The organism is Streptomyces sp. NPDC058195 (assembly GCF_042883525.1).
In the GTDB taxonomy this organism is placed as follows: Bacteria; Actinomycetota; Actinomycetes; order Streptomycetales; family Streptomycetaceae; genus Streptomyces.
The window spans coordinates 67,771-91,447 of sequence record NZ_JBHVVM010000017.1 but is presented as its reverse complement, the minus strand read 5'-3'; the positions used below and the strand labels follow the sequence as shown (position 1 = coordinate 91,447).

At 72.0% G+C, this 23,677-nt stretch carries 25 protein-coding genes; 7 read left to right on the top strand and 18 right to left on the bottom strand.

Annotated elements, in window-relative coordinates; genetic code table 11:
• Positions 1 to 84: 84 nt before the first annotated feature.
• Both ACFVWY_RS21835 and ACFVWY_RS21830 read right to left on the bottom strand, forming a co-directional pair.
• Entirely contained in the window at positions 85 to 882 is a 798-nt protein-coding gene (locus ACFVWY_RS21835) for an SDR family NAD(P)-dependent oxidoreductase (protein ID WP_389874901.1), read from the bottom strand.
• An 11-nt stretch (positions 883 to 893) separates the two neighbouring features.
• A complete protein-coding gene (locus tag ACFVWY_RS21830; protein WP_389874898.1) occupies positions 894 to 1,838 on the bottom strand; it encodes an LLM class F420-dependent oxidoreductase in 945 nt (314 codons plus the stop codon).
• A 934-nt stretch (positions 1,839 to 2,772) separates the two neighbouring features.
• Here ACFVWY_RS21830 and ACFVWY_RS21825 point away from each other — a divergent pair.
• Positions 2,773 to 3,939 (top strand): cytochrome P450, encoded by a 1,167-nt coding sequence (locus tag ACFVWY_RS21825; protein ID WP_389874896.1) that lies wholly within the window; start codon positions 2,773 to 2,775, stop codon positions 3,937 to 3,939.
• On the opposite strand, the gene ACFVWY_RS21820 is transcribed toward ACFVWY_RS21825, so the two are convergent.
• Together ACFVWY_RS21820 and ACFVWY_RS21815 are read right to left on the bottom strand one after the other, a co-directional pair.
• Positions 3,902 to 4,477 carry a hypothetical protein gene (locus tag ACFVWY_RS21820; RefSeq protein ID WP_389874893.1) on the bottom strand — a complete coding sequence of 192 codons (576 nt, stop codon included), beginning with the start codon at positions 4,475 to 4,477 and terminating at the stop codon, positions 3,902 to 3,904. The genes ACFVWY_RS21825 and ACFVWY_RS21820 overlap by 38 nt on opposite strands.
• Positions 4,474 to 4,788 carry a DUF6368 family protein gene (locus ACFVWY_RS21815; protein ID WP_389874891.1) on the bottom strand — a complete coding sequence of 105 codons (315 nt, stop codon included), beginning with the start codon at positions 4,786 to 4,788 and terminating at the stop codon, positions 4,474 to 4,476. The genes ACFVWY_RS21820 and ACFVWY_RS21815 overlap by 4 nt, the downstream gene beginning before the upstream one ends.
• Between ACFVWY_RS21815 and ACFVWY_RS21810 the strand changes: the two genes are divergently transcribed.
• A complete protein-coding gene (locus tag ACFVWY_RS21810) occupies positions 4,738 to 4,911 on the top strand; it encodes a hypothetical protein (protein ID WP_389875069.1) in 174 nt (57 codons plus the stop codon). The two genes, ACFVWY_RS21815 and ACFVWY_RS21810, sit on opposite strands and share 51 nt — an antisense overlap.
• A 110-nt stretch (positions 4,912 to 5,021) precedes the next feature.
• Here ACFVWY_RS21810 and ACFVWY_RS21805 read toward each other — a convergent pair whose 3' ends face one another.
• The 3 genes from ACFVWY_RS21805 to ACFVWY_RS21795 all read right to left on the bottom strand — a co-directional run bounded on the left by ACFVWY_RS21805 (position 5,022) and on the right by ACFVWY_RS21795 (position 8,049).
• Complete coding sequence (locus ACFVWY_RS21805) at positions 5,022 to 5,819, bottom strand: maleylpyruvate isomerase N-terminal domain-containing protein (RefSeq protein WP_389874888.1); 798 nt, start codon at positions 5,817 to 5,819, stop codon at positions 5,022 to 5,024.
• 337 nt (positions 5,820 to 6,156) lie between these two features.
• On the bottom strand, positions 6,157 to 7,275 hold the full coding sequence (locus tag ACFVWY_RS21800; protein ID WP_389874885.1) for a PP2C family protein-serine/threonine phosphatase: 1,119 nt from the start codon (positions 7,273 to 7,275) through the stop codon (positions 6,157 to 6,159).
• A gap of 207 nt (positions 7,276 to 7,482) precedes the next feature.
• Positions 7,483 to 8,049 carry a hypothetical protein gene (locus ACFVWY_RS21795; RefSeq protein ID WP_389874882.1) on the bottom strand — a complete coding sequence of 189 codons (567 nt, stop codon included), beginning with the start codon at positions 8,047 to 8,049 and terminating at the stop codon, positions 7,483 to 7,485.
• Between the two features lie 307 nt (positions 8,050 to 8,356).
• Between ACFVWY_RS21795 and ACFVWY_RS21790 the strand changes: the two genes are divergently transcribed.
• The gene (locus ACFVWY_RS21790; RefSeq protein ID WP_389874879.1) at positions 8,357 to 8,761 is read left to right on the top strand and encodes a hypothetical protein; all 405 of its coding nucleotides are present in this window, start codon (positions 8,357 to 8,359) and stop codon (positions 8,759 to 8,761) included.
• 33 nt (positions 8,762 to 8,794) lie between these two features.
• On the opposite strand, the gene ACFVWY_RS21785 is transcribed toward ACFVWY_RS21790, so the two are convergent.
• The 4 genes from ACFVWY_RS21785 to ACFVWY_RS21770 form a co-directional block, all read right to left on the bottom strand.
• A complete protein-coding gene (locus ACFVWY_RS21785; protein WP_389874877.1) occupies positions 8,795 to 9,256 on the bottom strand; it encodes a hypothetical protein in 462 nt (153 codons plus the stop codon).
• A 91-nt stretch (positions 9,257 to 9,347) separates the two neighbouring features.
• Positions 9,348 to 10,205: an oxaloacetate decarboxylase gene (locus ACFVWY_RS21780; protein ID WP_389874874.1), complete on the bottom strand. Its 858-nt coding sequence runs from the start codon at positions 10,203 to 10,205 to the stop codon at positions 9,348 to 9,350.
• A 686-nt stretch (positions 10,206 to 10,891) separates the two neighbouring features.
• The gene (locus tag ACFVWY_RS21775) at positions 10,892 to 12,832 is read right to left on the bottom strand and encodes an AMP-dependent synthetase/ligase (protein WP_389874872.1); all 1,941 of its coding nucleotides are present in this window, start codon (positions 12,830 to 12,832) and stop codon (positions 10,892 to 10,894) included.
• A 198-nt stretch (positions 12,833 to 13,030) separates the two neighbouring features.
• A complete protein-coding gene (locus ACFVWY_RS21770; RefSeq protein WP_389874869.1) occupies positions 13,031 to 14,308 on the bottom strand; it encodes an acetyl-CoA C-acetyltransferase in 1,278 nt (425 codons plus the stop codon).
• Positions 14,309 to 14,370: 62 nt separating this feature from the next.
• Here ACFVWY_RS21770 and ACFVWY_RS21765 point away from each other — a divergent pair, with 62 nt between their 5' ends.
• Both ACFVWY_RS21765 and ACFVWY_RS21760 read left to right on the top strand, forming a co-directional pair.
• The gene (locus ACFVWY_RS21765; protein WP_389874866.1) at positions 14,371 to 15,717 is read left to right on the top strand and encodes a 3-oxoacyl-ACP reductase; all 1,347 of its coding nucleotides are present in this window, start codon (positions 14,371 to 14,373) and stop codon (positions 15,715 to 15,717) included.
• 4 nt (positions 15,718 to 15,721) lie between these two features.
• Positions 15,722 to 16,588: a MaoC/PaaZ C-terminal domain-containing protein gene (locus tag ACFVWY_RS21760; protein WP_389874863.1), complete on the top strand. Its 867-nt coding sequence runs from the start codon at positions 15,722 to 15,724 to the stop codon at positions 16,586 to 16,588.
• Here the strand turns inward: ACFVWY_RS21760 and ACFVWY_RS21755 are convergent.
• From ACFVWY_RS21755 to ACFVWY_RS21730, 6 genes are all read right to left on the bottom strand, one after another.
• Complete coding sequence (locus ACFVWY_RS21755; RefSeq protein WP_389875058.1) at positions 16,521 to 17,171, bottom strand: TetR/AcrR family transcriptional regulator; 651 nt, start codon at positions 17,169 to 17,171, stop codon at positions 16,521 to 16,523. The genes ACFVWY_RS21760 and ACFVWY_RS21755 overlap by 68 nt on opposite strands.
• Positions 17,172 to 17,334: 163 nt before the next feature.
• The gene (locus ACFVWY_RS21750) at positions 17,335 to 18,708 is read right to left on the bottom strand and encodes a dicarboxylate/amino acid:cation symporter (protein ID WP_389874860.1); all 1,374 of its coding nucleotides are present in this window, start codon (positions 18,706 to 18,708) and stop codon (positions 17,335 to 17,337) included.
• Positions 18,709 to 19,151: 443 nt separating this feature from the next.
• Positions 19,152 to 19,406: a DUF4229 domain-containing protein gene (locus ACFVWY_RS21745; RefSeq protein WP_389875055.1), complete on the bottom strand. Its 255-nt coding sequence runs from the start codon at positions 19,404 to 19,406 to the stop codon at positions 19,152 to 19,154.
• Positions 19,407 to 19,563: 157 nt separating this feature from the next.
• Positions 19,564 to 20,094, bottom strand: a complete 531-nt coding sequence (locus ACFVWY_RS21740; RefSeq protein ID WP_389874858.1) for a GNAT family N-acetyltransferase — start codon at positions 20,092 to 20,094, stop codon at positions 19,564 to 19,566.
• Positions 20,095 to 20,209: 115 nt separating this feature from the next.
• Complete coding sequence (mqnE, locus tag ACFVWY_RS21735; protein WP_389874856.1) at positions 20,210 to 21,373, bottom strand: aminofutalosine synthase MqnE; 1,164 nt, start codon at positions 21,371 to 21,373, stop codon at positions 20,210 to 20,212.
• Positions 21,374 to 21,471: 98 nt separating this feature from the next.
• On the bottom strand, positions 21,472 to 21,927 hold the full coding sequence (locus tag ACFVWY_RS21730; RefSeq protein WP_389874853.1) for an Lrp/AsnC family transcriptional regulator: 456 nt from the start codon (positions 21,925 to 21,927) through the stop codon (positions 21,472 to 21,474).
• Between the two features lie 133 nt (positions 21,928 to 22,060).
• Here ACFVWY_RS21730 and ACFVWY_RS21725 point away from each other — a divergent pair, with 133 nt between their 5' ends.
• On the top strand, positions 22,061 to 22,195 hold the full coding sequence (locus ACFVWY_RS21725) for a hypothetical protein (protein ID WP_256260259.1): 135 nt from the start codon (positions 22,061 to 22,063) through the stop codon (positions 22,193 to 22,195).
• A gap of 41 nt (positions 22,196 to 22,236) precedes the next feature.
• Here ACFVWY_RS21725 and ACFVWY_RS21720 read toward each other — a convergent pair whose 3' ends face one another.
• The gene (locus ACFVWY_RS21720) at positions 22,237 to 22,902 is read right to left on the bottom strand and encodes a UbiX family flavin prenyltransferase (protein ID WP_389874850.1); all 666 of its coding nucleotides are present in this window, start codon (positions 22,900 to 22,902) and stop codon (positions 22,237 to 22,239) included.
• A 174-nt stretch (positions 22,903 to 23,076) separates the two neighbouring features.
• Here ACFVWY_RS21720 and ACFVWY_RS21715 point away from each other — a divergent pair, with 174 nt between their 5' ends.
• Positions 23,077 to 23,667: a rhomboid family intramembrane serine protease gene (locus tag ACFVWY_RS21715; protein ID WP_389874847.1), complete on the top strand. Its 591-nt coding sequence runs from the start codon at positions 23,077 to 23,079 to the stop codon at positions 23,665 to 23,667.
• The last annotated feature ends 10 nt before the right edge of the window (positions 23,668 to 23,677 follow it).

Sequence of the window (23,677 nt, the reverse complement as noted above, 5' to 3'; positions counted from 1 at the left end):
CTGACACTTCGTCAGATCGTGATGCGTCCGACTGTTCCACCGGCATCGGTACCCGTCAATACCTGACGCCCCGTCAGATCGAGCTCAGAACAGGCTGACTCCCGCCAGCCAGCCGCCGTCGATGACGAAGGGCTGTCCGGTGATGTACGAGGAGTCCTCCGAGGTCAGGAAGAGCGCCAGGGCCGCCACCTCCTCCGGCCGCCCGATCCGGCCCAGCGGCACGAGCTTGCGGTACAGCTCGGCCACCGCCTCCTTGGACTCCTCCGGGTCGGCGGACGGGTCCAGCGCGGCCGGATTGGTCATCGCGGTGTCCACCGCCCCGGGGCAGACGGCGTTGACCCGGATCCCCTTCGGCGCCAGCTCCATCGCCGCCACCCGGGTCAGCCCGAGCACGGCGTGCTTGGTGGCGGCGTACGCGCCCACGTAGGCCATCCCGGTCAGTCCGGTGTACGAGGCGGTGTTGACGATGGTCCCGCCGCCCGCCTCCGCGATCCGGGGGGCCACGTTCCTGATCCCGAGGAACGCCCCCACCTGGTTCACCTGCACCACCTGCTGGAACTCCGCCAGCGGCGTGTCCACCAGCTCGTTGAACCGCAGAATGCCCGCGTTGTTGACCAGCCCGTCGATCTTCCCGTACGCCTCCTGCGCGACGGCCACCGCGGCCTGCCAGTCCTCCTCCCGGCTCACGTCCAGGTGGACGAAGCGGGCGGCCTCCTTGCCCAGCTCGCCCCGCAGCTCCTCGGCCAGCGCCTCGCCCTGTTCGTCGAGCACATCGGCGATCACCACCCTGGCCCCCTCGGCGGCGAACAGCCGCGCCTCCTGCTCGCCCTGCCCGCGCGCCGCGCCGCTGATGACCACGACCCGCCCGTCCAGCTTGCCCATGACCAGCCCTCCTACCTTTCGATATGGGGTGCGACCTCGGCGGAGAACGCCGCCATCTGGTCGGTGAGTTCACTACGGCTCCGGCTGCGGAACCGCACCTGGATCTGGTGGACGCCCATCGCGGCGTAGGCCCGCAGCGACTCGGCGAGGACCTCCGGCTTCCCGGTGAGCGTGCGCCGCCCGACGGACCAGTCCGGCTCACCGATGTACAGCGGCTCGGTGATCGCGCCGATGACGATCGGCTCCTCGACCCCGGTGGCCTCCCGCAGCGCCTTCAGCCGGGCGATCTGGGCGGGCAGCTTCTCCCTCGGGTCGCCCTGCGGCAGCCAGCCGTCGCCCCGTACGGCCGCCCGGCGCACGGCGGCGGGCGAGGAGCCGCCCACCCAGACCGGGACCTGCCCCTGAGCCGGACGCGGCAGCTGCCCGAGTCCGGAGAAGGCGAACCGCTCCCCCGCGAACTCCGGGTACTCCTCGGGTCCGAGCGCCGCCTTCAGCGCGTCGACGGCCTCGTCGAGCACCCGGCCCCGCCCTGCGAAGTCCGCCCCGAGCGCCTCGAACTCCTCCTTCACGTGCCCGGCCCCGACCCCGAGGATCAGCCGCCCGCCGCTGAGGTGGTCGAGGGTGGCGTACTGCTTGGCGGTCGCCAGCGGGTGCCGCAGCCCGACCACCGCGACATGGCTCATCAGCAGGACCCGCTCGGTGACCCCGGCGAGGAAGGCGAGCGTGGCGACCGGGTCGTACCAGACGGTGCCCATGACTCCGGCGAGCCGTCGTGGGATCGCGACGTGGTCACAGCTCGCCACGTAGGCGAAGCCGGTACGGTCGGCGGTCCGGGCGATCTCGGCGAGATCGGCCGCCCCGGCCGCCGCCTCCCACCCCTCGGCGTAGATGGTGCTCTGCGACTGAATGGGCAGCTGCATCCCGTACGACAGCGGCCCGGCGGGCGATATCGGCACCGTACGGCCTCCTCCCGAGTGAATCTGACGCACCGTCATACGACGGGCGCGGGGCCATCGTCGTACCTGATGCCACATCAGACAAGAGGTGGGGCGGGGAAGCCCGACCACGCCGGGACGGGCCGCACCCCCTCCGGCCGGGCCGCGCCGCCGCGACCGCGCGAGGGGTGGCGAACGGGGTCTCGGGGGCGGCGTCACGGCCGGCTGGGTCCGGCCGGGCGGGCGACGTCGCGCCCGACGGGGCCCGCCGGGCGGACGGCGTCACGGCCGGAAGATCCCCCCGTCCGGACCACGTCACAGCCGACAGACCCCCGTCCGGACAACGCCGCACCAGGCAGGCCCACCCCTCCGGACCACGTCACGCCCGGCAGGCCCGCCCCTCCAGGCCGCGCCGCCCCGGCCCGGACCGGCTGTGCGGAGCGCCGCGCCCGCACGCGCGAGCCGCACCGCGAGCCGCACGCGCGAACCGTGCCACCCAGGCCGCGGCAGGATCCGCGACAAGCCGGGGCCGCTCCGGCGGCACGAACGCCGGAGGACACTTCCGGAGCACTTCCGGAGCACTTCCGGAGCACTTCCGGGCGCCTCCGGGGCGCCGCCGGGAGCGGCGGGCGAGCGTGGCGGCCCGTCCTCCCCGGACCACGCGCGGACGGGGCGCGGCGCGCACGACCCGGCCGCGGCCACCAGCGATCACCACACATTCCGCACGTATAGTCATCACGCGGCCACTCTGTGTTCGTCCTGGCGTGCGCGTGGCGGTGCCGGAGCCGCGCGGTCCCGGGCCGGAGGCGACGGCCACCCCCTGCACCACCCGCCCGCCCCCGACCCCCGCCGTACCCCGCCACGCTCCGCCGCAGGGGCCCGCACGCGTCCGTGCCCGGGGAACCGGGGTGCCCTCGCCCCGGCATCACAGGCCGCCGCTTTGTTGAGGAGGATCATGACCGACGACGAGGAAGCCCTTCCCCTGCACCGGCTGCCGGTCGAGCCCCCCGGCCCGCCCCGGCGCACGGCCCTGCCCGACTCCAGCCCCGCCTGGCACTTCACCCGCTACGACGACGTCCGCCAGGTGCTGGCCGACGCCCGGTTCGTCCGCGCCGTCCTGCCCGCCGCAGCCGCCTCGCCGCTCTCCGACACCACCGATGCCATGGCCAAGCAGGACGGCTCCGCGCACACCCGGCTGCGCCACACCGCCAAGGGCGTCTTCACCCCCCACGCGATCGACCACCTCGCACCGCAGATCGCCGAGGTCGCCGACCGGCTGGTCGACGGCCTCGCGCACCACGGCCCGCCCGCGGACCTCGTCGGCCACTACACCCGACCCCTCCCCATCGCCGTCATGAACAAGCTGCTGGGAATCCACGACCTCGACGACACCCGGCTGCTGCACTGGACCGAACGCGCCTTCCCCGACGCCTCGGTCACACGGGACGAAACGGCGCAGGCCGCCCGGGAGTTCACCGAGTTCACCACCCGCCTCATGGCCGACCGCCGACGCTCCCCCGGACCGGACCTGATCAGCACCCTTGTACAGGCCGCCGACCGCGAAGGCGGCATCCCCGAGCCCTCTCTCGTCAACCTCGTGACCACCCTCGTCGTGGCCGGTTACGACACCACCATGACCATGCTGGGCAACAGCCTCCTCTGCCTCCTGAGCGAACACCCTCAGGACTGGGCCCGCCTGGGCTCCGACGAGGCGGCAGCAGGACTGCTGGCCGAGCGCCTGGCCCACCTGATCCCGCTCAACGACCCCGGCAAGCGCACCAACCCGCTACGCGCCACCGAGGACCTGGAGATCGCCGGGACCACCGTCCGGGCGGGAGAGCTCGTCACCCTCGACCGCGGCGCGGCCAACCGCGACCCCGCGGCCTTCCCCGGCGACCCCTTCGCCGACCTGTTCGCCCCGCTGGAGCACCCCACCCTCGCCTTCGGCGGAGGACACCACTACTGCCTGGGCGTCTCCCTGGCCCGCGCGGAACTCCGCCTCGCCCTTCACCGGCTGGCCGCCCGGCTGCCCACCCTGCGCCTGGCCATGCCGGCCGACGCCGTCGAATGGCGCAGGAGCGCCCTCACCCGGAGCCCTCTGCGCCTTCCCGTGACCTGGTAGCCGCCGGGTCGCGCGAGTCGCGGTAGAGGAAGTCGCCCTCGACCTCGATCCGGGTCGGGGGCTTGCTCCCGTCGTAGAAGTTCACGTCGTCGCACTCCCCCGTCCAGCGCAGCCGGAGGCGGTCGCCGTCGCGCGAGACGACGGTGATCCGGTTGGCGCGCAGTGGTTCGTGCTCGAAGTAGTAGAGGAGGGACAGGGCCGAATCCTCGCCCTCGGGCACGCCGGGCATGAGGAACGTACGTCCCACCAGCCGGTCGATGTCCGCCTCGGCCTCCGCCATCCCGACACCCACTTCGGCGGACGGGACCATGCCCGCCTCCGCCGTGTCCGCGCAGCGCCGCGCGCCCTCCGGATCCGCCAGCGCCTCGAACCACACCGTCACGCCCCGGCCTGCGCCCTCGCCGCCAGCGCCGCCCTCGTCCGAACGGAGCACGCGCACCACGGCCTCCCCGAGGCGGTACACCTCATCGCCGTTGAACCGGTGCAGCACAAAACGCCCACCGGCCTCCGCGCCGTCGCCCCGGGACTCTCCCGTCACACCCACTCCTCGTCTCCGCCGCTCTGCCCGGCCGGGCTGCTTGACCGGCCGGAAGGCAAGATGCCCGGCCCAGGCCCGCAGGGTCTCCGCCGTTCCCCGCACCGCCCAGTCGCCCGCGGTCCGTCCCCCGTACCCCGTACCCCCGGAAGTCCGGCGCCGACCGGCGCCTGCCCGTCCAGCGGCTCGGCATCGGCCGCACCCCCGGGGACGTCCCTGACGGCCGTGGCCAGCGGGGCCGTGGCCACATGGCCGGTCTCACCATGGCACCCGGCACTGACATCGACGGCATGGGGCGGCCTGAGAACGGGCACGGCATCCGCCTCGGGCCGGTCCGCGTGCCCGGCCTCGAAGCTGTCCCCGCCGCCGACGCCGCGGTACGCCGCGCGACTCCCCGCACACCCTGGACGCGCTGCTGGACCTGGACGGCGGGGTGAAGCCGGAGATGACGGCCACCGGCAACGCCGCTTACTCCAGCGTCGCGTTGGTGGAGGAACAGCTCGGCTCACTCGGCCCGGTCCTGTGCGAGGGGACGCACCGTCACGTCCTACTCCTCCGGATCCCAGGCGCTGAGCTGGTCGAAGAGACGCCGGTCGCCGTCGAGCCTCAGGGAGTCGAACGGGATACGGCCGTGCAGGATGAGGACCAGCTCGTCAGCCGTGCCCCGGACGGAGGCACTGACCACGTCCGGGTCCTGGCCGGCAGCGGTGGCCGACAGGGTGCCGGGCGCGGGCAGAGGGGTGGTCCGTGCGCCGTCGGCGGAGAGCGAGAGGCGCCAGGAGCGTCCCTCGGAGGCGTGGAAGTCGATGGCAGCGGGCACGTGCGGCCAGGCACTCGTCGTCGCGACGCAGGTGGACAGGAACTCGTCGACACCGTCGAGTGCCACCTCGGCCGACAGCGGCTGCGGGGCCCCCACGGTGATCTGGGCGTCGTAGGTGTGCACCGCGATCTGCTGGAGCTGGTGCCGCGCTACGGCACCGGAGGTCTGCGGCGACTGCGACGTCTCCCACCACGTCCAGCAACCACGGTCCGGACCGGCCTCGCGCAGTGCGTCCAGCAGCTGCTCCATGGACTCCGCCAACCAGGCCAGCAGGGCCTCGCGCTCCCGAGGCGCAGCGGGGGCGCCCTCCGCTGCGGACTTGGCCGGAGCAGGCCCCGCGGCGACGGTGGCGGCCCAGGAGCGGCGCCCCTCGCCGATGTGCTGCGCCAGATCGAACAGCGTCCACTCGGGGCAGGTCGGCACCTGTGCGTCGAGGCTCGGCGCGGAGGCGACCGCGGCGCGGAAGGCGGTCGACCGTTCGTCGATCAGTCGCAGCAGAGCGGGGAACTCAAGTGTCGTTGTCACCGGGACTCTCTACCACCGCCTTCCCGCACGTGGACAGCGATTTTCACGGCCGCCGCAGGCGGACCCGCGCCCCCATGGAGAACGACGAGGGAAGCCCTCATCACTGACGCTGCGTCACCTCCCGTCAGCGCTCTCCGTGTTCAGCCGCAAGAGACCCCGGAGTGATCGCGTTTCGCAGGTCGCCGTCCGCGAAAGTCCTCTCGGAACCCGCACGTTGCGCGAGGCGCTTCCGAGGGAATTCCCGGCTGGACGTCACGCCCGATCAGGCCGCATGGGCGTCCTGCTGCCGTCGACGGGCCGCTCCGCGTCCGCCGCCCCCCGCGCATCCCGCTGCCGCCTACAGCGGCACGATGACGAGGGCGGTGTCGTCGGCGAGGCCCGTCGACGGCAGCAGATCCACCAGTACGGCATCGGCGAGAGTTTCGGCCCCGGCTCCGCGGTGGCGGGTCAGGGAGGCCGCGAGCCGGGCGAGACCGGTGTCGATGTCCTCGTCCCGGCGCTCGATCAGGCCATCGGTGTACAGCACGAGAAACGAGCGCTCGGTGAAGGGCACCGTGGCCTGCGACCAGGGGCCCTGGACGAGGCGGGCGCCGAGCGGCGGATCGGTGGCCCGGTCCAGGAACTCCACGGAGCCGTCGCTCCGCAGCAGGGCCGGTGGCAGGTGCCCGGCACTGCTGTAGGTGATCTGGTGGGTGCTCCAGTCGATGAGCGCGCTGGCCACCGTCGTGTTCTCGGCCCCTACGACGGAGTCGGCGTACAGCTCCAGGATCTCCAGGGCGCGGGCGGGACCGCCGCAGGAGCGCGAGGCGGCGCTGAGCGCGCTGCGCAGCTGCCCCATGACGGTGGCCGCGAACAGTCCGTGACCGACCACGTCGCCCACGGCGACCCCGAGGCGGTCGCCCGGCAGGTCCACCAGGTCGTACCAGTCGCCGCCCACCTCCAGGGCGCGGACGGCGGGCCGGTAGCGCACGGCCACCGGGTGATGCCCGATGGCGCGCGGTGCGGGCAGCATCGCTTCCTGCAGGCTCAGCGCGACCGCGCGGGCCCGGATCAGTTCGGTGACATCCGCCACCCGGTGCAGCAGCATCGCGACCCGCCCCTCCGCGTCGGGGACAGGGATGTTGGTGATGCTCCAGAAGCGCGCTTCCACCGTCCGGGGCCGGACCACGGTGTCCGTCGGGTCGAACCGCTGCAACTCCATGGTCTCGGTCCTGCCGGTCCTCGCGACCCGGCGCAGGGACTCCCCGATATTGCGCGCCACGACCGCGTTGGGATGGTTCGGTGTGTCGGCGTAGTCGTCGGGCATGTAGTGGCCGATCACGCGCTCGCGACTGCGGTCGACCACGCGCAGCCACTCCTCGTTGACGTCCGCGAAGAACAACTCCGGGGTCAGAAGAGCCACCGCCCCCGGAAGTGCCTGGAACACCGCCAGGTAATCGATCTCTGGTTGCTTCATGGCTGTCCCGCCCGGACGCAGTGAGGGGCCCCCTTACACCATGTCGGATTTACGCGGCATCCGCCTCTGAATGGCATGTAAACGGGCGGATCGGGCGGTCCGGCCGGAGAACAGCGGCGGCGCCCGCCTCCCGAGTGGCGGGGGCGGGCGCCGCTGTGGTTCTCCGCACGGAGCCCGGCGCAAGGCCCGGGGACCGCGTGGAGCGGGTCAGGCGCGGGAGACGCGCCAGTCGGCAACGTTGCCGGTGCGGTTGTAGTAGGCGTTGGTGCACACGTCGTACTTACCGCCAGCGGGGCCGAGGCCGTTGGTCTCCAGGAAGCCGCCGTTGCCCGCGTAGGTGTTCCACAGGTGGACGGTGTCACCGATGTGGACGGAGGTGTCCTGCGGGGTGGAGGTCTGGGCGAAGATCCGCCACTCGGCGGTGCCCGTGCCGCGGTCGTCGCTCTTGGCGGTGAGGACGTCGAACTTGGCACCGGCCTTCTTCTGGTCCGCGGAGGCGTGCCCGTTGGTGTCCAGATAGCTTCCGGCGCTATAGAGGTTACGCAGGGTGATCAGGTCGCCGCTGGCCACCATCGTGCCGGTGGCCTTGCCCTCGGCAGAGGCGATCTCCCACGTCCCGGTACCCGCGCCGCGGGTCGGGCTGTCCGCGGTGGAGACCCCGTAGACGGCGCCGTTCGCGGAGCTGCCGCCGTTGGTGTCGAGGTAGCCGCCGCCCCAGGTGTTGTACGCGTTCTGCAGGTGGATCTTGTCGCCGTACTTCAGTGCCTCAGCCATGAAATCTTCTCAGTCCGTGAGCGGTGGTCGTGGTGGAGCCGCCGTCCATGGAGCGGGCGGCGGCTCCACCAGGCTTCAGGGCGCCAGGCCGTGGCCGGGCCGGAACACCGGCCCGGCCACACGATCGAGTGGCGATCCCCTGTTTCACCCGTTACCGGAGCCCCGTAGCGGTCAGCATGTCCGCCCGCCCCAGATCCCGGCGGCCCCCTTCCTCTCGATTCCCGACTCCCGCCTCCCGCCGCCGCACGGCTCCGCAGGTCCACAGATCCGCAGATCCACAGATCCGCAGGTCACATACGATCGCCGAATGGATAACGCGCGCTTTCTGGACCTCCTGGAAAATCTGTGCCGCCGTCCTGCCATGTTCACCGGCGAGCGCACGGTGGAATCCGTCTCGGTCTTCCTGACCGGCTATTTCATCGGCGTTTCGCACGCCGCCCCCGAGGAACCGGGGCTCCCGATGGACTCGGGGTGGAGCCGGTGGATCGAGACGCGGTACGACGTCTTCCATCCCGCTTGGCCCTGGAGGCGGATTCTGCTGCACCACCATGCCGACGACCAGGGGGTGTTTGAGGTTCTTCCCTCCCTGTACGGGCAGTTCCTGGCCGAGCGGGACGCGTGCGGCACCGACGGAATCGAAGCGCGTCACCAGGACCGGTTCAAGGGCCGGTCTCCGGTACCCGCGCACACGCACACCGTGGATCCGCGCTGATCCAGGCCCGGTCGGCGCGCACGTAGGGCGCGATCAGGCGCCGGTGCCGTGGTCGGCGTCACCCTCCGGGTCGTCGCCGCCCGTTGCCGCGGATTCCGGGGGCGCGGACTCCGGGGGCGCCGACGCGGGGGGCACGGGCGCCGGGGGCACGGCGTCCTCGTCCTCGTCGTCCTCGTCGGCCTGTTCGTCGGGGGCCGCCTGGACGCCGACGGCCTGGGAGGACGAGACGTGCTGGTCGATCGCGCCTCCGCCGCCGTCGTGGTCGCTGCCCGCCGTGCCCTTGCTGAAGGGGCCCAGCACGTTCAGGGTCCGGTCCACCTCCAGCCAGGAGTCGGCGTTGGAGTTGTCGATGGTGATCAGGGAGGGCCCGTGGTGGGTCTCCATCCCTCCGTCCGGGGCGTCCGCCCAGGCGGTGCCGGTGGCGGCCTGGCAGAGGGCGGTGAGGGTGACCAGGAGAGCGGCGCGCGGCATGAAGGGAAGGGGCGTTCGTGGCATGGGGGGGGTGTCCTTCTCGTGCGGCCGTACGGTCCCCGCCCGATGCGCGGGGCGGGGACCGTACGGAGTCTGCGGGCGGGCGGCGTGGGGCTCAGACGGCCGCGGGAGCCGGGTGGTGGCGGCTGATGTTGCGTTCCAGCAGCTCCGTCGAGCGCCGCACCCCGATCCCCTCCGAGGGCACGAACTCCGGAAGACGCCCGTCGGCCACCTTCAGCTCCGTCAGCGCGGAGTCGATCGCGGCGTGCGCGGCGAACAGGCACGGGGTGCTGTAGATCGCCACCTGACAGCCCAGATCGGTCAGTTCGGAGAGCGAGAGCCGGGGCGACTTGCCGCCCGCGATCTGGTTGAACAGCAGCGGTTTGTCCCCGACCACCTCACGGATGCGCTTGATCCACTCGGCGCTGCGCACCCCGTCGACCAGCACCACATCGGCGTCCGTCGCCGCCAGCGCCTCGGCCCTGCGCAGGATGTCCGACTCCTCCGTGGCGTCCGTGCGGGCCACGACCACCAGATCGCGCCTGCTCCTCAGCACCAGGTCGAGCTTCTCCAGGTACTCCTCCAGCGGCAGCACCTGCTTGCCGTCCGCGTGGCCGCAGCGCCGCGGGCGCTTCTGGTCCTCCAGGATGATCCCGGAGGCGCCGATCCGCTCCAGGCGCTGCACCACATGGCAGGCGACCTCGGGATCGACGTAGCCGTCGTCGATGTCCACCAGCAGGTGGTGGGCCGGGAAGGCCAGCCGCAGCCGCTCCACGAAGGCCACCATGTCCGGCCAGGCGATGAACCCGATGTCCGGCAGCCCGTAGTGCGAGGCCGCGAAGCCGAATCCGGACACGAAGAACCCGTCGTAGTGGCGGGCCACCACCGAGGCCGAATACATGTCGTAGATACCGATGAGCGGGGTCGTTCCCGGGGCCCGGACTTCTTCCCGCAGCGCAGTTCCGTAACGCACGGCGTCTCCTTGCCGATGAGTCGTCGACACACCGGGCCGACGGCCCGGTGTATCCGTGGGGGGTGAAAAGGGGTTGAGAGGTTCTTTCGCCGCCCCGGATGCCGTTGACGTGGGCTCCTGCGGCGCGCGGACGCAGGGAAGGGGCGCGGCGGTGCGCCCGTGCCGTACGGGACGCCGCGCCGCCCTCCTGCGAAGGCCCGTATATCTATACCGACGTGACCGTCTCTTTACCTTGGGACACGCCGCGTTTGACCTTGCGTACGAAACCGCCGGGCGCACGCCGGGGCGCACGTAAATCCGTGCGCGGAACCCGTACGAGGCAAGGGAGTTCCGGGAAGGAATTTCTTCGGATCATCCGCAACAACGCCCCCTCGACGCGCACCGAATTCCTTATGAATGGGCGGTGTTGGGCCATCACGGGGATTCCGCACGGGGACGTCCCGGCCGGACACTCCGTGGTCGAACTGTTCGAGCGGACTCTTTACATAACCTTCCGGCCGCTCCGCGTACGGCCCGATGCGCACGGCCGCCCCGGGGACGACGGGCGCGCACCGACCCGGGGACGACGGGCGCGCACCGACCCGGGGCGACGGCCGCGCACCGTTCCACCGACCCGGGACGACGGGCGCGCACCGTTCCGCCGCCCCGGGGCGGCCGTGGTCAGCTCGCCGGACCCGGGGCACCGCTCACTTCCGGTACAGCGCCTCGATCTCCGCCTCGAAGTCGCGGGCGATCGCGGCACGCTTCATCTTCAGAGAGGGGGTCAGGTGGCCGCCCTCCTCGGTGAAGTCGACCGGCAGGACCGCGAATTTACGGATCGACTCCGCGCGCGAGACCAGCTGGTTGGCCTCGTCGACGGCGCGTTGCAGGGTGGTGCGCAGTTCGTCGTCGTCGACCAGTTCCCGGATCGGGACGTCCTGCTTCTTCGTCATCCGGCGCCAGTGCGCGAGCCCGTCCGGCTCCAGGGTGATCAGTGCGGTGACGAAGGAGCGGTTGTCGCCGACCACCATGCACTGGCTGATCAGGGGGTGGGCGCGCAGCCAGTCCTCCAGCGGGGCCGGAGTGACGTTCTTGCCGCCGGAGGTGATGATGATGTCCTTCTTGCGGCCGGTGATCGTGAGATAGCCGTCGTCGTCGAGGGCGCCCAGGTCTCCCGTGGCGAACCAGCCGCCCTCCCGCGCGGGCACGGACCGGCCCCGCTCCCCGTCCCAGTACCCCTGGAACACCTGGCCGCCGCTGAGCATCACCTCGCCGTCGTCCGCGATCCGTACGGCGGTACCGGGCAGCGGCCAGCCGACGGTGCCCAGGCGTGGCCTGAGCGGCGGGGTGACGGTGGCGGCGGCGGTGGTCTCGGTGAGGCCGTAGCCCTCGTAGATCTCGATGCCCGCGCCCGCGTAGAACGCCGCGAGGCGGTGGCCCAGCGGGGAGCCGCCGCAGATCGCGTACCGGACGTGGCCGCCGAGCGCGGCCCGGATGCGGCGGTAGACCAGCGGGTCGTACAGGGCGCGGGCGGCCCGCAGACCGATCCCCGGGCCGGGCCCGGTGCCGTGCTCGGCGGCCTCGACGGCCTCCCCGTACCGCCGGGCGATCCGGGCGGCCCGGTCGAAGGACGCGGCGCGGCCCATCTTCTCGGCGGTGGCCCGGCCGGTGTTGTACACCTTCTCCAGCACGTACGGGATGGCCAGCAGGAACGACGGCCGGAAGCCGGCCAGGTCGTCGAGCAGGTCCTCGGTCCTGATGGACGGGGCGTGGCCGAGGCGGACCCGGGCCCGCAGGCAGCCGATCGCGACCATGCGCCCGAAGACGTGCGAGAGCGGCAGGAAGAGCAGGGTGGAGGCGGGGTACTTGCTGACCGACTTGAACACCGGGTGGAGCAGTTCGATCGCGTTGTCCACCTCGGCGAAGAAGTTGCCGTGGCTGAGGACGCAGCCCTTGGGGCGGCCGGTGGTGCCGGAGGTGTAGATGAGCGTCGCGGGGGTCTCCGGAGCCAGCGCGGCGCGGCGGGCGGTGACTTCGGCGTCGGGGACGTCGCGGCCCGCCGTCCGCAGACGGCCGAGGGCGCCCGTGTCGAACTGCCAGAGGTGGGCGAGCCCGTCGAGCTGCTTGCGTTCCTGGCTGACCAGGCGGGCCTGCTCCGTGGTCTCGACGGCACACGCCGCGGCGCCGGAGTCCTGGAGGATCCAGCGGGCCTGGAGGGCGGAGGAGGTCGGGTAGATCGGCACGGTGACGAGCCCGGCCGCCCAGGCAGCGAAGTCCAGCAGCGTCCACTCGTACGTCGTGCGGGCCATGATCGCGATCCGGGCGCCGGGGCCGAGCCCTTCCGCGATCAGGCCCTTGGCGACGGCCTGGACCTCCTCGGCGAACTCCGCGCTCGTCACGTCCTGCCACGTGCCGTCCGGCTGCTTGCGGCTGAGTACGGCCTCGGCGGGGGCCTCGCGGGCGTTGTCGAACGGGATCTCGGCGAGCGAGCCGCGGCGGACCTGCGGGGCGGCGGGCGGTACGGAGGCCTGCCGGACCGCGCCGTCCGGGCCCCGGGTGAGCACGGGTTCGACGAGGACGGGTCCGGCGGCGGGCGTAACGCCCGCGGAGGCGGATGCGGAGGCGGATGCGGTGGGTGGCGTGGACACGTGCGGCTCCTCGGCGTGGTGGCGGGCGGTGGCGCCGGATGCCTCCGGCGGCCGGTGCTGTGCTGTACGTGCGATGCGTACGGCAGGTGTTCCGCGCGCGGTGGTGCGCTACGCGCTCCGCGCGCGGCGCCGTACACGCGATACGGGCTCTGCGTGTTCCGAGCGCGGCCGTTGCTCTGCGCGCTCCGGGGTCAGGGGTCAGGGGCGTTCGAGGATGGCCGTGACGCCCTGGCCGCCCGCCGCGCAGATCGAGATCAGGCCCCGCGACGGCGCGTCCCGCTCCGCCAGCAGCTTCGCCAGCGTGGCGACGATCCGGGCGCCGGTCGCGGCGAACGGGTGGCCGGTGGCGAGTGAGGAGCCGACGACGTTGAGCCGGGCCCGGTCGACCGGGGCCAGCCCCTGCTTCTCCCAGGCCGCCAGGGTGGCCAGCACCTGCGAGGCGAAGGCCTCGTGGATCTCGAACAGGTCGAAGTCCTCGATGGCCAGACCGGCGCGCTCCAGCAGGCGCGGCACGGCGTACGCCGGAGCCATCAACAACCCGTCCTCGCCGTGCACATGATCGACCGCGGCCGTCTCGTACAAGGAGAGGTAGGCGAGCGGTTCCAGGCCGTGCTCGTGGGCCCACTCCTCGCTCGCCAGCAGCACGGTCGCGGCCCCGTCGGTGAGTGGGGTCGAATTGCCCGCGGTCATCGTGGCGTCGGGGTGAGCGGTGCCGAACACCGGCTTCAGCGTGGCGAGTTTCTCCGCCGTGGAGCCGGGGCGCAGGTTCTGGTCGCGCTCCAGCCCTTGGAACGGCACCACCAGATCGTCCAGGAAGCCGCGCTCGTACGCCGCCGCGAGCCGCTGGTGGCTGGTGGCTGCGAGCAGGTCCTGGTCCTCCCTGCCGATCCCCCACCGGCGGGCGGTGATCGCCGCGTGCTCGCCCATCGAAAGACCCGTACGGGGCTCCGCGTTGCGCGGGATCTCCGGGACGAGGTGGCGGGGGCGCACCCCGGCGAGTGCCTTGATCCGGGCGCCTGCCGACGTCGCCCGGCGGGCGGCCAGCAGCAGCCGGCGCAGTTCGTCGTTGACGCCGAGGGGCGCGTCGCTGGCGGTGTCGGCGCCGCCCGCGACCGCCGAGTCGACCGCCCCCAGCATGATCTTGTTCGCGGCGGCGATCACCGCCTGGAGCCCGGTCCCGCACGCCTGCTGGACGTCGTACGCGGGGGTGCGCGGGTCGAGTGCCGAGCCGAGGACGGTCTCCCGGGCGAGGTTGAAGTCCCGGCTGTGCTTGAGCACCGCGCCCGCGACGAACTCGCCGACCCGCTGCCCCCGGAGCCCGAAGCGCTCGACCAGACCGTCCAGCGCGGCCGTGAGCAACTGCTGGTTGGAGACCTGCGCGTAGGGGCCGTCGGAGCGCGCGAACGGGACGCGGCTGCCGCCGATGACCGCGACCCTGCGGGGCTGCGGGAGTGCGAGGGGGATCATCTCGACCATCTCCTGACTCTTGAGTAACCTTACTCCAGAGTAAATCTACGACCGCGCAGGGAGTCTGGACAATGGCTGACCGCTATCTGCACTTCACCGGCACAGCACCCGGCCGGTTCCTGACCCGGCGGCTCGGGCTGCCGCGGCCCGCCGCGCTGCGCCGCTGGTCGCCCGGGACGCCGACGCTGGACGGCCCGCTGCTCCACCTCACCGCCGGGGACTCCGCGGTGACCGGACGGCTGGGCGCGCTCCTCGCGGCGACCGGTCTCGACGTGGCGGAACCCGGCGCCCCCGCCCCCGGCCCCGGCACCTCCGGACGCCCCGCCGGGATCGTGCTGGACGCGACGGGAGTCGTCACCCCGGACGGGCTCGCCCGGGTCCACGCGGCGCTGCATCCGGTGATCCGCTCCCTCGCCCCGGGCGGGCGCGTCGTGGTGCTGGGGGTGCGCCCGTCGGCCGACGACCACCACCAGGCCGCCGCCCAGCAGGCGCTGGAGGGCTTCGTACGCTCCCTGGGCAAGGAGATCGGCAGGGGCGCCACCGTACAGCTGCTCCGGATCGCCCCGGAAGGTGTCGACGCGGCCGAATCCACCCTGCGCTTCCTGCTCTCGCCCCGGTCCGCGTACGTCAGCGGCCAGGTGATCGAGCTGACCGCCGCCGTCCCCGGGCCCGTCGCCGACTGGGCGTCCCCGCTCGCCGGGCGCACCGCGCTGGTCACCGGCGCGGCGCGCGGCATCGGCGCCTCGGTCGCCTCGGTGCTGGCCCGGGACGGCGCCCAGGTGTTCTGCCTGGACGTCCCGGCCGCGCACGACGAGCTGGCCGCCACCGCCGAGCGGCTCGGCGCCACGGCGCTGCCGCTGGACATCACCGCCGACGATGCCGCGGAGCGGATCGCCGACGCGGTCCCCGGCGGCCTCGACGTACTCGTCCACAACGCGGGCATCACCCGCGACCGCCGCCTCGCGAACATGCCCGCCGACCGCTGGGCCCCGGTCATCGACGTGAACCTCGGCTCCGTGCTGCGCACCACGGACGCCCTGCTGGAGGCGGGCACCCTCCACCGCGGCGGCCGGATCGTCGCCACCGCGTCCATCGCCGGGATCGCGGGCAACAACGGCCAGACGAACTACGCGGCGAGCAAGGCGGGCGTCATCGGGCTGGTCCGCTCCCTGGCCCCGCGCGCCGCCGCCGACCACGGCATCACGGTCAACGCGGTGGCACCCGGTTTCATCGAGACGAAGATGACCGCGGCCGTGCCGCTCTTCATCCGGGAGGCGGGCCGCCGGATGAACTCCCTCGCCCAGGGCGGCCTCCCGGTCGACGTCGCCGAGACGACCGCCTGGTTCGCCCAGCCCGGCTCGGCGGCCGTCAACGGCCAGGTCGTGCGGGTCTGCGGCCAGAGCCTGCTGGGGGCGTGACCCCGTGCCGCAGCTGAACGCGACCCTCGCACGGGCGGCCGTCACCTCGTTGTTCAAGAAGGCCGGTGCCCCCGGCGCCGTGCTCCCCGCCGACCGGGCCGTCCGGGCGGCCTCGCCGGTCCCGCCCGGCCCGCTCGCCGCGTACCGCGAGGTCTGCGGCTTCACCGGCTCCGGCGCCCTGCCGCTCACCTATCCGCATGTGCTGGGCTTTCCGCTCACCCTGGGGCTGATGGCGGCCCGGCCCTTCCCCCTGCCGGTGCTCGGGCTCGTCCACACCTGGATCGAGATCACCCGCCACCACCCCGTGCACCCCGCCGACGCACTCGAACTCACCGTGTACGCGCAGGAGCTGACCCCGCACCGGCGCGGCACCGAGGTCACGATGGCCACCGAGGCGCGGCGGGCGGGCACGCTCGTCTGGGAGTCCCGCAGCGGCTACCTCTCCCGGCACGCCCGGAGCGCCCCGGCCCAGGACGCTCCCTTGGCCCCCTCCCCCGCCGCGGAGCTTCCCGCCGTCGCCGAATGGCGGCTCCCCGGCGATCTGGGACGGCGGTACGGTGCCGCCTCCGGCGACCGCAACCCCATCCACCTGTACCCGCTGACCGCCCGGCTCTTCGGCTTCCCCCGGCCCATCGCCCACGGCATGTGGACCGTCGCCCGCTGCCTGGCCCAGACCCCGTACCCGGAGCGGGTCCACCACGTACGGGCCGACTTCCGGGCCCCGGTCCTGCTGCCCGCCGCCGTCACCTACGCGGCCGACGACACCGGCTTCCAGCTGCGCGGCACCACCGGCCGCGTCCACCTCACCGGGCGGATGCGGCGCGCTCCCGGTCCGGGGACGCCGGAGGCTGCCAGGAACGGCCGTTCATAAGGTTCTCCAGGCCCGCCCAGGAGAAGTTCATCAGGGTGGCCGCGGCCTCCTTCGCCGAGACGCCCGGGGTCTCGTTGGCCCAGCCGGCGAGCGACTCCGCGGCCCCCACCAGCGCCTGCGCGAGCCCCGCCACATCGCGGTCGGGCAGCGCGGGGTCGCGGTGCGCCTCGCGGGCCGCGGCCCCGATCAGCTCCGTCACGAACGCGACGATCTCGTCGCGCATCGCCGCCACCTCGTCGGCGAACGGCTCCCCGTGGGTACGCGCCTGGCGGTGCAGCACCGCCCAGCCGTCCGGGTGCTCGGCCGTGTGCGTGAAGAACGCCCGCAGCCCGGACCAGAGCTGCCGATCCGCCGGAAGGCCCGGCTCCGCACCCGCCCGTACCGCGTCGACCAGCGCTTTCGCCTCGCGTCTGATGCAGGCGGTGAAGAGTTCCTCCTTGGAGTGGAGGTAGAGGTAGACGAGCGGCTTGGAGACCCCCGCCAGCTCGGCGATCTCGTCCATCGACGCGGCCCGGTACCCGCGCTGCCCGAACGTCCGCACAGCGGCGTCCATCATCTGCCGCTCGCGCACGGCCCGCGGCATCCGCTTGTTCTTCACCGCACCCACGTCGACTTCCTTCCGCCCCCGGCGTACCGCTCTCCCCCGGTAAGGGTACGAGGACGCCCCCGGTCCGTGCTCGCGGACCGGGGGCGCGCCCCGTGCTTCGTACGCGTGGTGTGTGCCGTACGCGTGAGGTGCGGACCGGCTACGCGGAGACCGGCACCCGCTCCGGTTCGGCGTCGCGGACCTCGGCGTCGCGGACCTCGGCGTCGCGCGCCTCGCCGTCGACCGGGGAGGAGGTGGCCGAGTTGTACGCGTCGTGGTCGAGGATCTTCTCGCGGGCCGCGACGATGACCGGGACCAGCGCCTGGCCCGCCACGTTGGTGGCCGTACGCATCATGTCGAGGATCGGGTCGATGGCCATCAGCAGGCCGACACCCTCCAGCGGGAGGCCCAGCGTCGACAGCGTGAGGGTCAGCATGACCGTCGCGCCGGTGAGACCGGCGGTGGCCGCCGAACCGATCACCGAGACGAAGGCGATCAGGATGTAGTCGCCGACCCCGAGCTGCACATCGAAGATCTGCGCGATGAAGATCGCCGCCAGCGCCGGGTAGATCGCGGCGCAGCCGTCCATCTTGGTGGTGGCGCCGAACGGGACCGAGAAGGAGGCGTACTCCTTCGGGACACCGAGGCGCTCGGTGACCTTCTGGGTGACCGGCATGGTGCCGACCGAGGAGCGGGAGACGAAGGCCAGCTGGATGGCCGGCCAGGCGCCCCTGAAGAACTGCACCGGACTGAGCTTGGCGACGGTCGCCAGGAGCAGCGGGTAGACGCCGAACATCACCAGGGCGCAGCCGATGTAGATGTCGGCGGTGAACGTGGCGTACTTGCCGATCAGGTCCCAGCCGTAGTCGGCGATCGCGTAGCCGATGAGGCCGACGGTGCCGATCGGGGCGAGGCGGATGACCCACCACAGGGCCTTCTGGAGCAGCTCCAGCACGGACTCGCTGAGGGAGAGGATCGGCTGGGCCTTCTCGCCGAGCTGAAGGGCGGCGATCCCGGCGACGGCGGCCATGAAGACGATCTGGAGCACGTTCAGCTCGGTGAACGGCGTGATCACGTTGTCCGGGATGATGCCGGTCAGGAAGTCGAGCCAGGAGCCCGCGTGCTCCGGCAGCTTGCCGTCCTTCGGCGTGAGGCCGGTGCCCGAGCCCGGGTTGGTGACCAGGCCGATCGCGAGGCCGATGGCGACCGCGATCAGCGAGGTGATCATGAACCAGAGGAGGGTGCGGGTGGCCAGCCGGGCGGCGTTGTTGACCTTGCGCAGGTTGGTGATCGACACCAGGATCGCGAAGAAGACCAGCGGCGCGACGGCCAGCTTCAGCAGCTGGACGAAGATGTGGCCGACCTTGTCGAGCGTGGTGTACAGCCAGCCGATGTCGTAGCTGCGGGCCAGCCAGCCCAGGACGACACCGAGGACGAGACCGGCGACTATCTGGGCCCAGAACGGGACCTTGGGAAGACGGAAACCGGAGCCGGACGGACGGTCGGCAGCGGTCGGCGCGGGATTCGCGGACACGGACATACTCCAGATGTGACGCATCGGGGCGCACGGAGGCAGGGAAGCGGGGACGGGGTGCGGCGCCCGCGTCAGGGGCGGCGCCGCTGCATGATGCCGTTCAGACAGCGCGGCAACAGACCGCGGACATACAGCGGCAGAGGTCGACGTGCAGGCGCTCCACGAGCGGGACGCTCGTGGCGTGTCGAGGGCGCACTGCTGTCTTCATGCCCAACACGTTAACACTTGAACTTTGGGAACCTCAAAGGTCTTCTTTGACTCTTCCCTCTTCGCGCCCGCCCCATGCCCGGCCCCGAACCCGTCCGAATCAGCCCGGAACGACACAAACCCCGGTACCGGAGCGGGTGCTCTGGTACCGGGGTTCCGTGGAAACCGCGGGGCGGGCCGTGGGGGTGTGAGGAAACTTACCCGTCCCTCACACCGCTCCCGCGGCCACCGGGAGGTCAGGAGGTGACGTGGTCCTCGCGGTTGCGGTTGGCCTCCAGGCGCCGCTTGGCGTGGTCGACCTTGGTGACGATCTGCTCGGACATCTCGTCGCGCTGCTTGCGCAGCAGTACGTAGCTGAGCGGCGCGGACAGGACCAGGGCGAGCAGAATCACCCAGACGATATTGGAGCCGTTCGTCCCGGCGGGCAGCAGACCGAAGTGGACGGCCACGGCCGCGACGACGAAGCAGCCGACGAAGATGCTGAGGCGCATCGCGGTGTACCGAATCGTCGCGCTCGGCTTGGCAGCGGACACAAGTGGCCCCTCTCTCGGCGGATGACGTCCTGGATCCTGCCCGACCAGTGAAGCATGCCCCGGAATCGATCAGTTCGGAGGGCTCCGCCAAAGGAGGTCCCGGCCGGGCCGGACGTCAGACCGTACCCAGCGGCAGCAGCATGATGATGTCGTCGCGGTCGTCCCCGTCCGCGACCCGGATCGCGTCGGGCACCCGCCCGACCTCCTTGTAGCCGCAGGAGCCGTAGAAGCGGTCGGCGCCGGTGCCGCCCCGGCAGGTGAGCCGGATCGCCTCGATGCCGTCGATGCCGCGGGCCGCGGCCGCCGCGGCGTCCATCAGCTCGCGCCCGTACCCCTTGCCCTGGTGGCGGGGGTGGACCATCACCGTGTACAGCCAGAGCCAGTGGGCCATCAGCCGGTGGGCGTTGAGGGCGAGGAAGGCGGTGGCGGCGACGGCCCCGTCCGCGTCGCGGCCGACCAGCAGACGGGTGCGGCCCGCGTCCATCGCGGCCAGGTGACGGGCGAGCTCGGGCCGGATGTCGTCGGCCGTGACGGGCGGCACGAAGCCCACCGCGCCGCCCGCGTTGGAGACATCCGCCCACAGCGCGACGATGCCCTCGCGCAGCGCGGTGTCGACCTTCGGATCCAGCTCGAACGTAAGAGTCATAGGTGGAGTTTAACTATTACATCCACAGAGCCCAAGCCCTGTCCGAAACGCGAGAAAGCCCTGGCCGGAAGGCGAATTCCAGAGGCCAGGGCTTCCCGCGCGGGATGCTTCGAGGTCAGACGCGCATCGGCTGCGGCGACTCGCGCCGCCCGGCGTCCGGGCCCGGGTACTCGCGGATGATCTCGTAGCGCGTGTTGCGCTCGACCGGCCGGAAGCCCGCGTCGCGGATCAGGTCCAGCAGATCGTCGCGGCCGAGCTTGTTCGGCGTACCGAAGTTGTCCGCGTCGTGGGTGATCTTGTACTCGACGACCGAGCCGTCCATGTCGTCCGCACCGTGCTGGAGCGCGAGCTGGGCGGTCTGCACGCCGTGCATCACCCAGAAGACCTTGACGTGCGGCACGTTGTCGAAGAGCAGCCGCGAGACCGCGAAGGTCTTCAGCGCCTCGGCGCCGGTCGCCATCGTCGTCCGCGCCTGGAGCTTGTTGCGGACCTTGCCGTCCTTCATGTCCACGAAGTCGTGCTGGTAGCGCAGCGGGATGAAGACCTGGAAGCCGCCGGTCTCGTCCTGGAGCTCACGCAGCCGCAGCACGTGGTCGACGCGGTGCCGGGGCTCCTCGATGTGCCCGTACAGCATGGTCGCCGGGGTCTTGAGCCCCTTCTCGTGCGCCAGGCGGTGGATGCGGGACCAGTCCTCCCAGTGGGTGTCGTGGTCCACGATGTGCTGGCGGACCTCCCAGTCGAAGATCTCCGCGCCACCGCCGGTCAGCGACTCCAGACCGGCCTCGATCAGCTCGTCGAGGATCTCGGAGGCGGAGAGCCCGGAGATCGTCTCGAAGTGGTGGATCTCGGTGGCCGTGAACGCCTTGAGGGAGACCTGCGGCAGGGCCTCCTTCAGCGCGCTGAGCGAACGCGGGTAGTACCGCCACGGCAGGGTGGGGTGCAGCCCGTTGACGATGTGCAGCTCGGTGAGGCTCTCGCCCTCCATCGCCTTCGCGAGACGGACGGCCTCCTCGATGCGCATGGTGTACGCGTCCTTCTCGCCCGGCTTGCGCTGGAACGAGCAGTAGGCGCACGACGCGGTGCACACATTGGTCATGTTGAGGTGCCGGTTGACGTTGAAGTGCACGACGTCACCGTTCAGCCGGGTACGCACCTGGTGCGCGAGGCCGCCGAGCCACGCCAGGTCATCCGACTCGTAGAGCGCGATGCCGTCCTCACGGGTCAGGCGCTCACCCGCGCGGACCTTCTCCTCCAGCTCGCGCTTGAGCCCGACGTCCATGCGGCTGCCTCCCAGTTGTCGACGTACTGTGCGTGGTCCCGGTGCTGGCCGATACCGGGTGAAACCCCCGGCCACCCGGGGGCTCCACCACGGTACGCCTACGACTGCTCGGGCAGTTCGCCGACCCGGTTCTCCCACTTGGTGGAGAGCACGATCGTGGTACGCGTGCGCGAGACGCCCCTCGTACCGCTGAGGCGGCGGATGGTGCGCTCCAGGCCGTCCACGTCCCCGACACGCACCTTGAGCATGTACGAGTCGTCGCCCGCGATGAACCAGGCGTCCTCGATCTCCGCGAGGTCCTTCAGCCGCCGCGCCACGTCCTCGTGGTCCGCCGCGTCGGAGAGCGAGATTCCGATCAGGGCCGTGACCCCGAGCCCCAGGGACGCGGCGTCGACGGTGGCGCGGTAGCCGGTGATGACACCGGCGGATTCCAGCCGGTTGATGCGGTCGGTGACGCTGGGCCCGGAGAGCCCGACGAGCCGCCCCAGCTCGGCGTACGAGGCCCTGCCGTTCTCCCGGAGTGCCTGGATGAGCTGCCTGTCCACCGCGTCCATATGACTGAAACCTTCCATTGTTCAGCAGTATCGCGAGTCTGTGTGTAGAATCTAAGGCATGCAGGCCCCACAGCCTGCAAATCTTCCCGATTTTCCGCAGAAACACTTTCGAATCTTCAGGAGTGAGTAGACCGTGTACACGATCGAGATGGCCTACGCCCGGATGCGCGAGCTTCAGGACCTGGCCAACCGCTCGCGTGCCCACCAGCCCGCCGCCGCGCACCGGGTCGACCGGACCCGCAAGCCGCGCGCCATGAAGAAGCGCTGATCACCGGCCCGGCTGGTACGGAATCAGGCTCAGCACCGAGCTCAGCCACGGGAGCCGCCACCGAGCTCCCCCTCCCACCGGCGGTACAGGCCGTGCGGCACTCCTGCCGCGTCCAGTACCCGCCCGGCGACGAAGTCCACCAGATCCTGGATGTGCGTCGCCCCCGCGTAGAACGCCGGAGAGGCGGGCAGCACCACGGCGCCCGCCTCGTCCAGGCTCACCAGATGCTTCAGCGTCTGCCCGTTCAGCGGTGTCTCGCGCACCGCGACCACCAGCTTCCGCCGCTCCTTGAGCGTCACGCTCGCCGCCCTCTGGAGCAGGTCCTTCGAGAGCCCGAGCGCCACTCCGGCCACACAGGCTGTCGAGGCCGGGACGATCAGCATCCCCTTCGCCGGGTACGAGCCCGAGGACGGCCCGGCCGCGAGATCACCGGCCGCCCAGTGCCGGACGCCCGCGACGTCCACGTCGAAGGTGTGCGGCTTCCCGTCGGCGCCGCGCGCCAGCCAGCTGCGCAGATCCTCCCGCCAGTGCCCGTCGCGGAACGCGATCCCGGTCTCGTCCAGCAGCGTCAGCCGGGAGGCCCGGCTCACCACCAGATCGACGCTCTCCCCCGCGGCCAGCAGACCGCGCAGCACCGCGGCGGCGAACGGGGTGCCCGAAGCTCCCGAAACCCCGACAATCCAAGGCCGTCGCTGCTGTTGGCTCACTGATGTCCCGGAATCCACACGCCTGAGCCTATCCGGCTGCCCGGAACCGGAACCGTGGACGGTGCCCCGGGCGTTCCCGGGGGTGGGGACGGGGACGCCCAGGACCGGCGGGAACGCCCAGGCGACGGGAACGACCCGGCGACGGGAACGACAGCGGAACGACAGGGGGCCACGATGACCGCACTCCCGGAGCACAGGGCGCCGGAGCGGCCCGTCGGCGAGCGGGCGAAGGCCGCGGCGCGGCTGATGGCGGCCTGGGTGGCGCTCCTCTGGCTGCTCGAAGCCGTCGACACGATGACCGGCCACGCGCTGGACGGCTTCGGGATCGAGCCGCGCCGGGCCACCGAGCTGCTGGACGTCGTCCCCGCGTCCTTCATCCACTTCGGCTTCGGCCATGTCGCGTCCAACAGCGTCCCGCTGCTGGTCTTCGGCTTCCTCGCCGCGCTCGGCGGCATCCGCCGGTTCACCGCCGTGGCCGCGACGATCATCGTGGTCGACGGCCTCGGGGTCTGGCTGGTCTCGCCGGAGCACTCCACCACAGCGGGCGCGTCCGGGCTGGTCTTCGGCCTCTTCGGCTATCTGCTCGTACGCGGTTTCGTGGACCGCAGAGTCCTCGACATGGCCGCCGGACTGGTCGTCGGCGCGGTCTGGGGCTCGTCGATCCTGCTGGGGCTCTCCCCCGCCAACACCGCGGTCAGCTGGCAGGGCCATCTGTTCGGCCTGATGGCGGGCACAGCGGCGGCGTTCGTCTTCCGCCGCCGCTGACCCCCTGCGG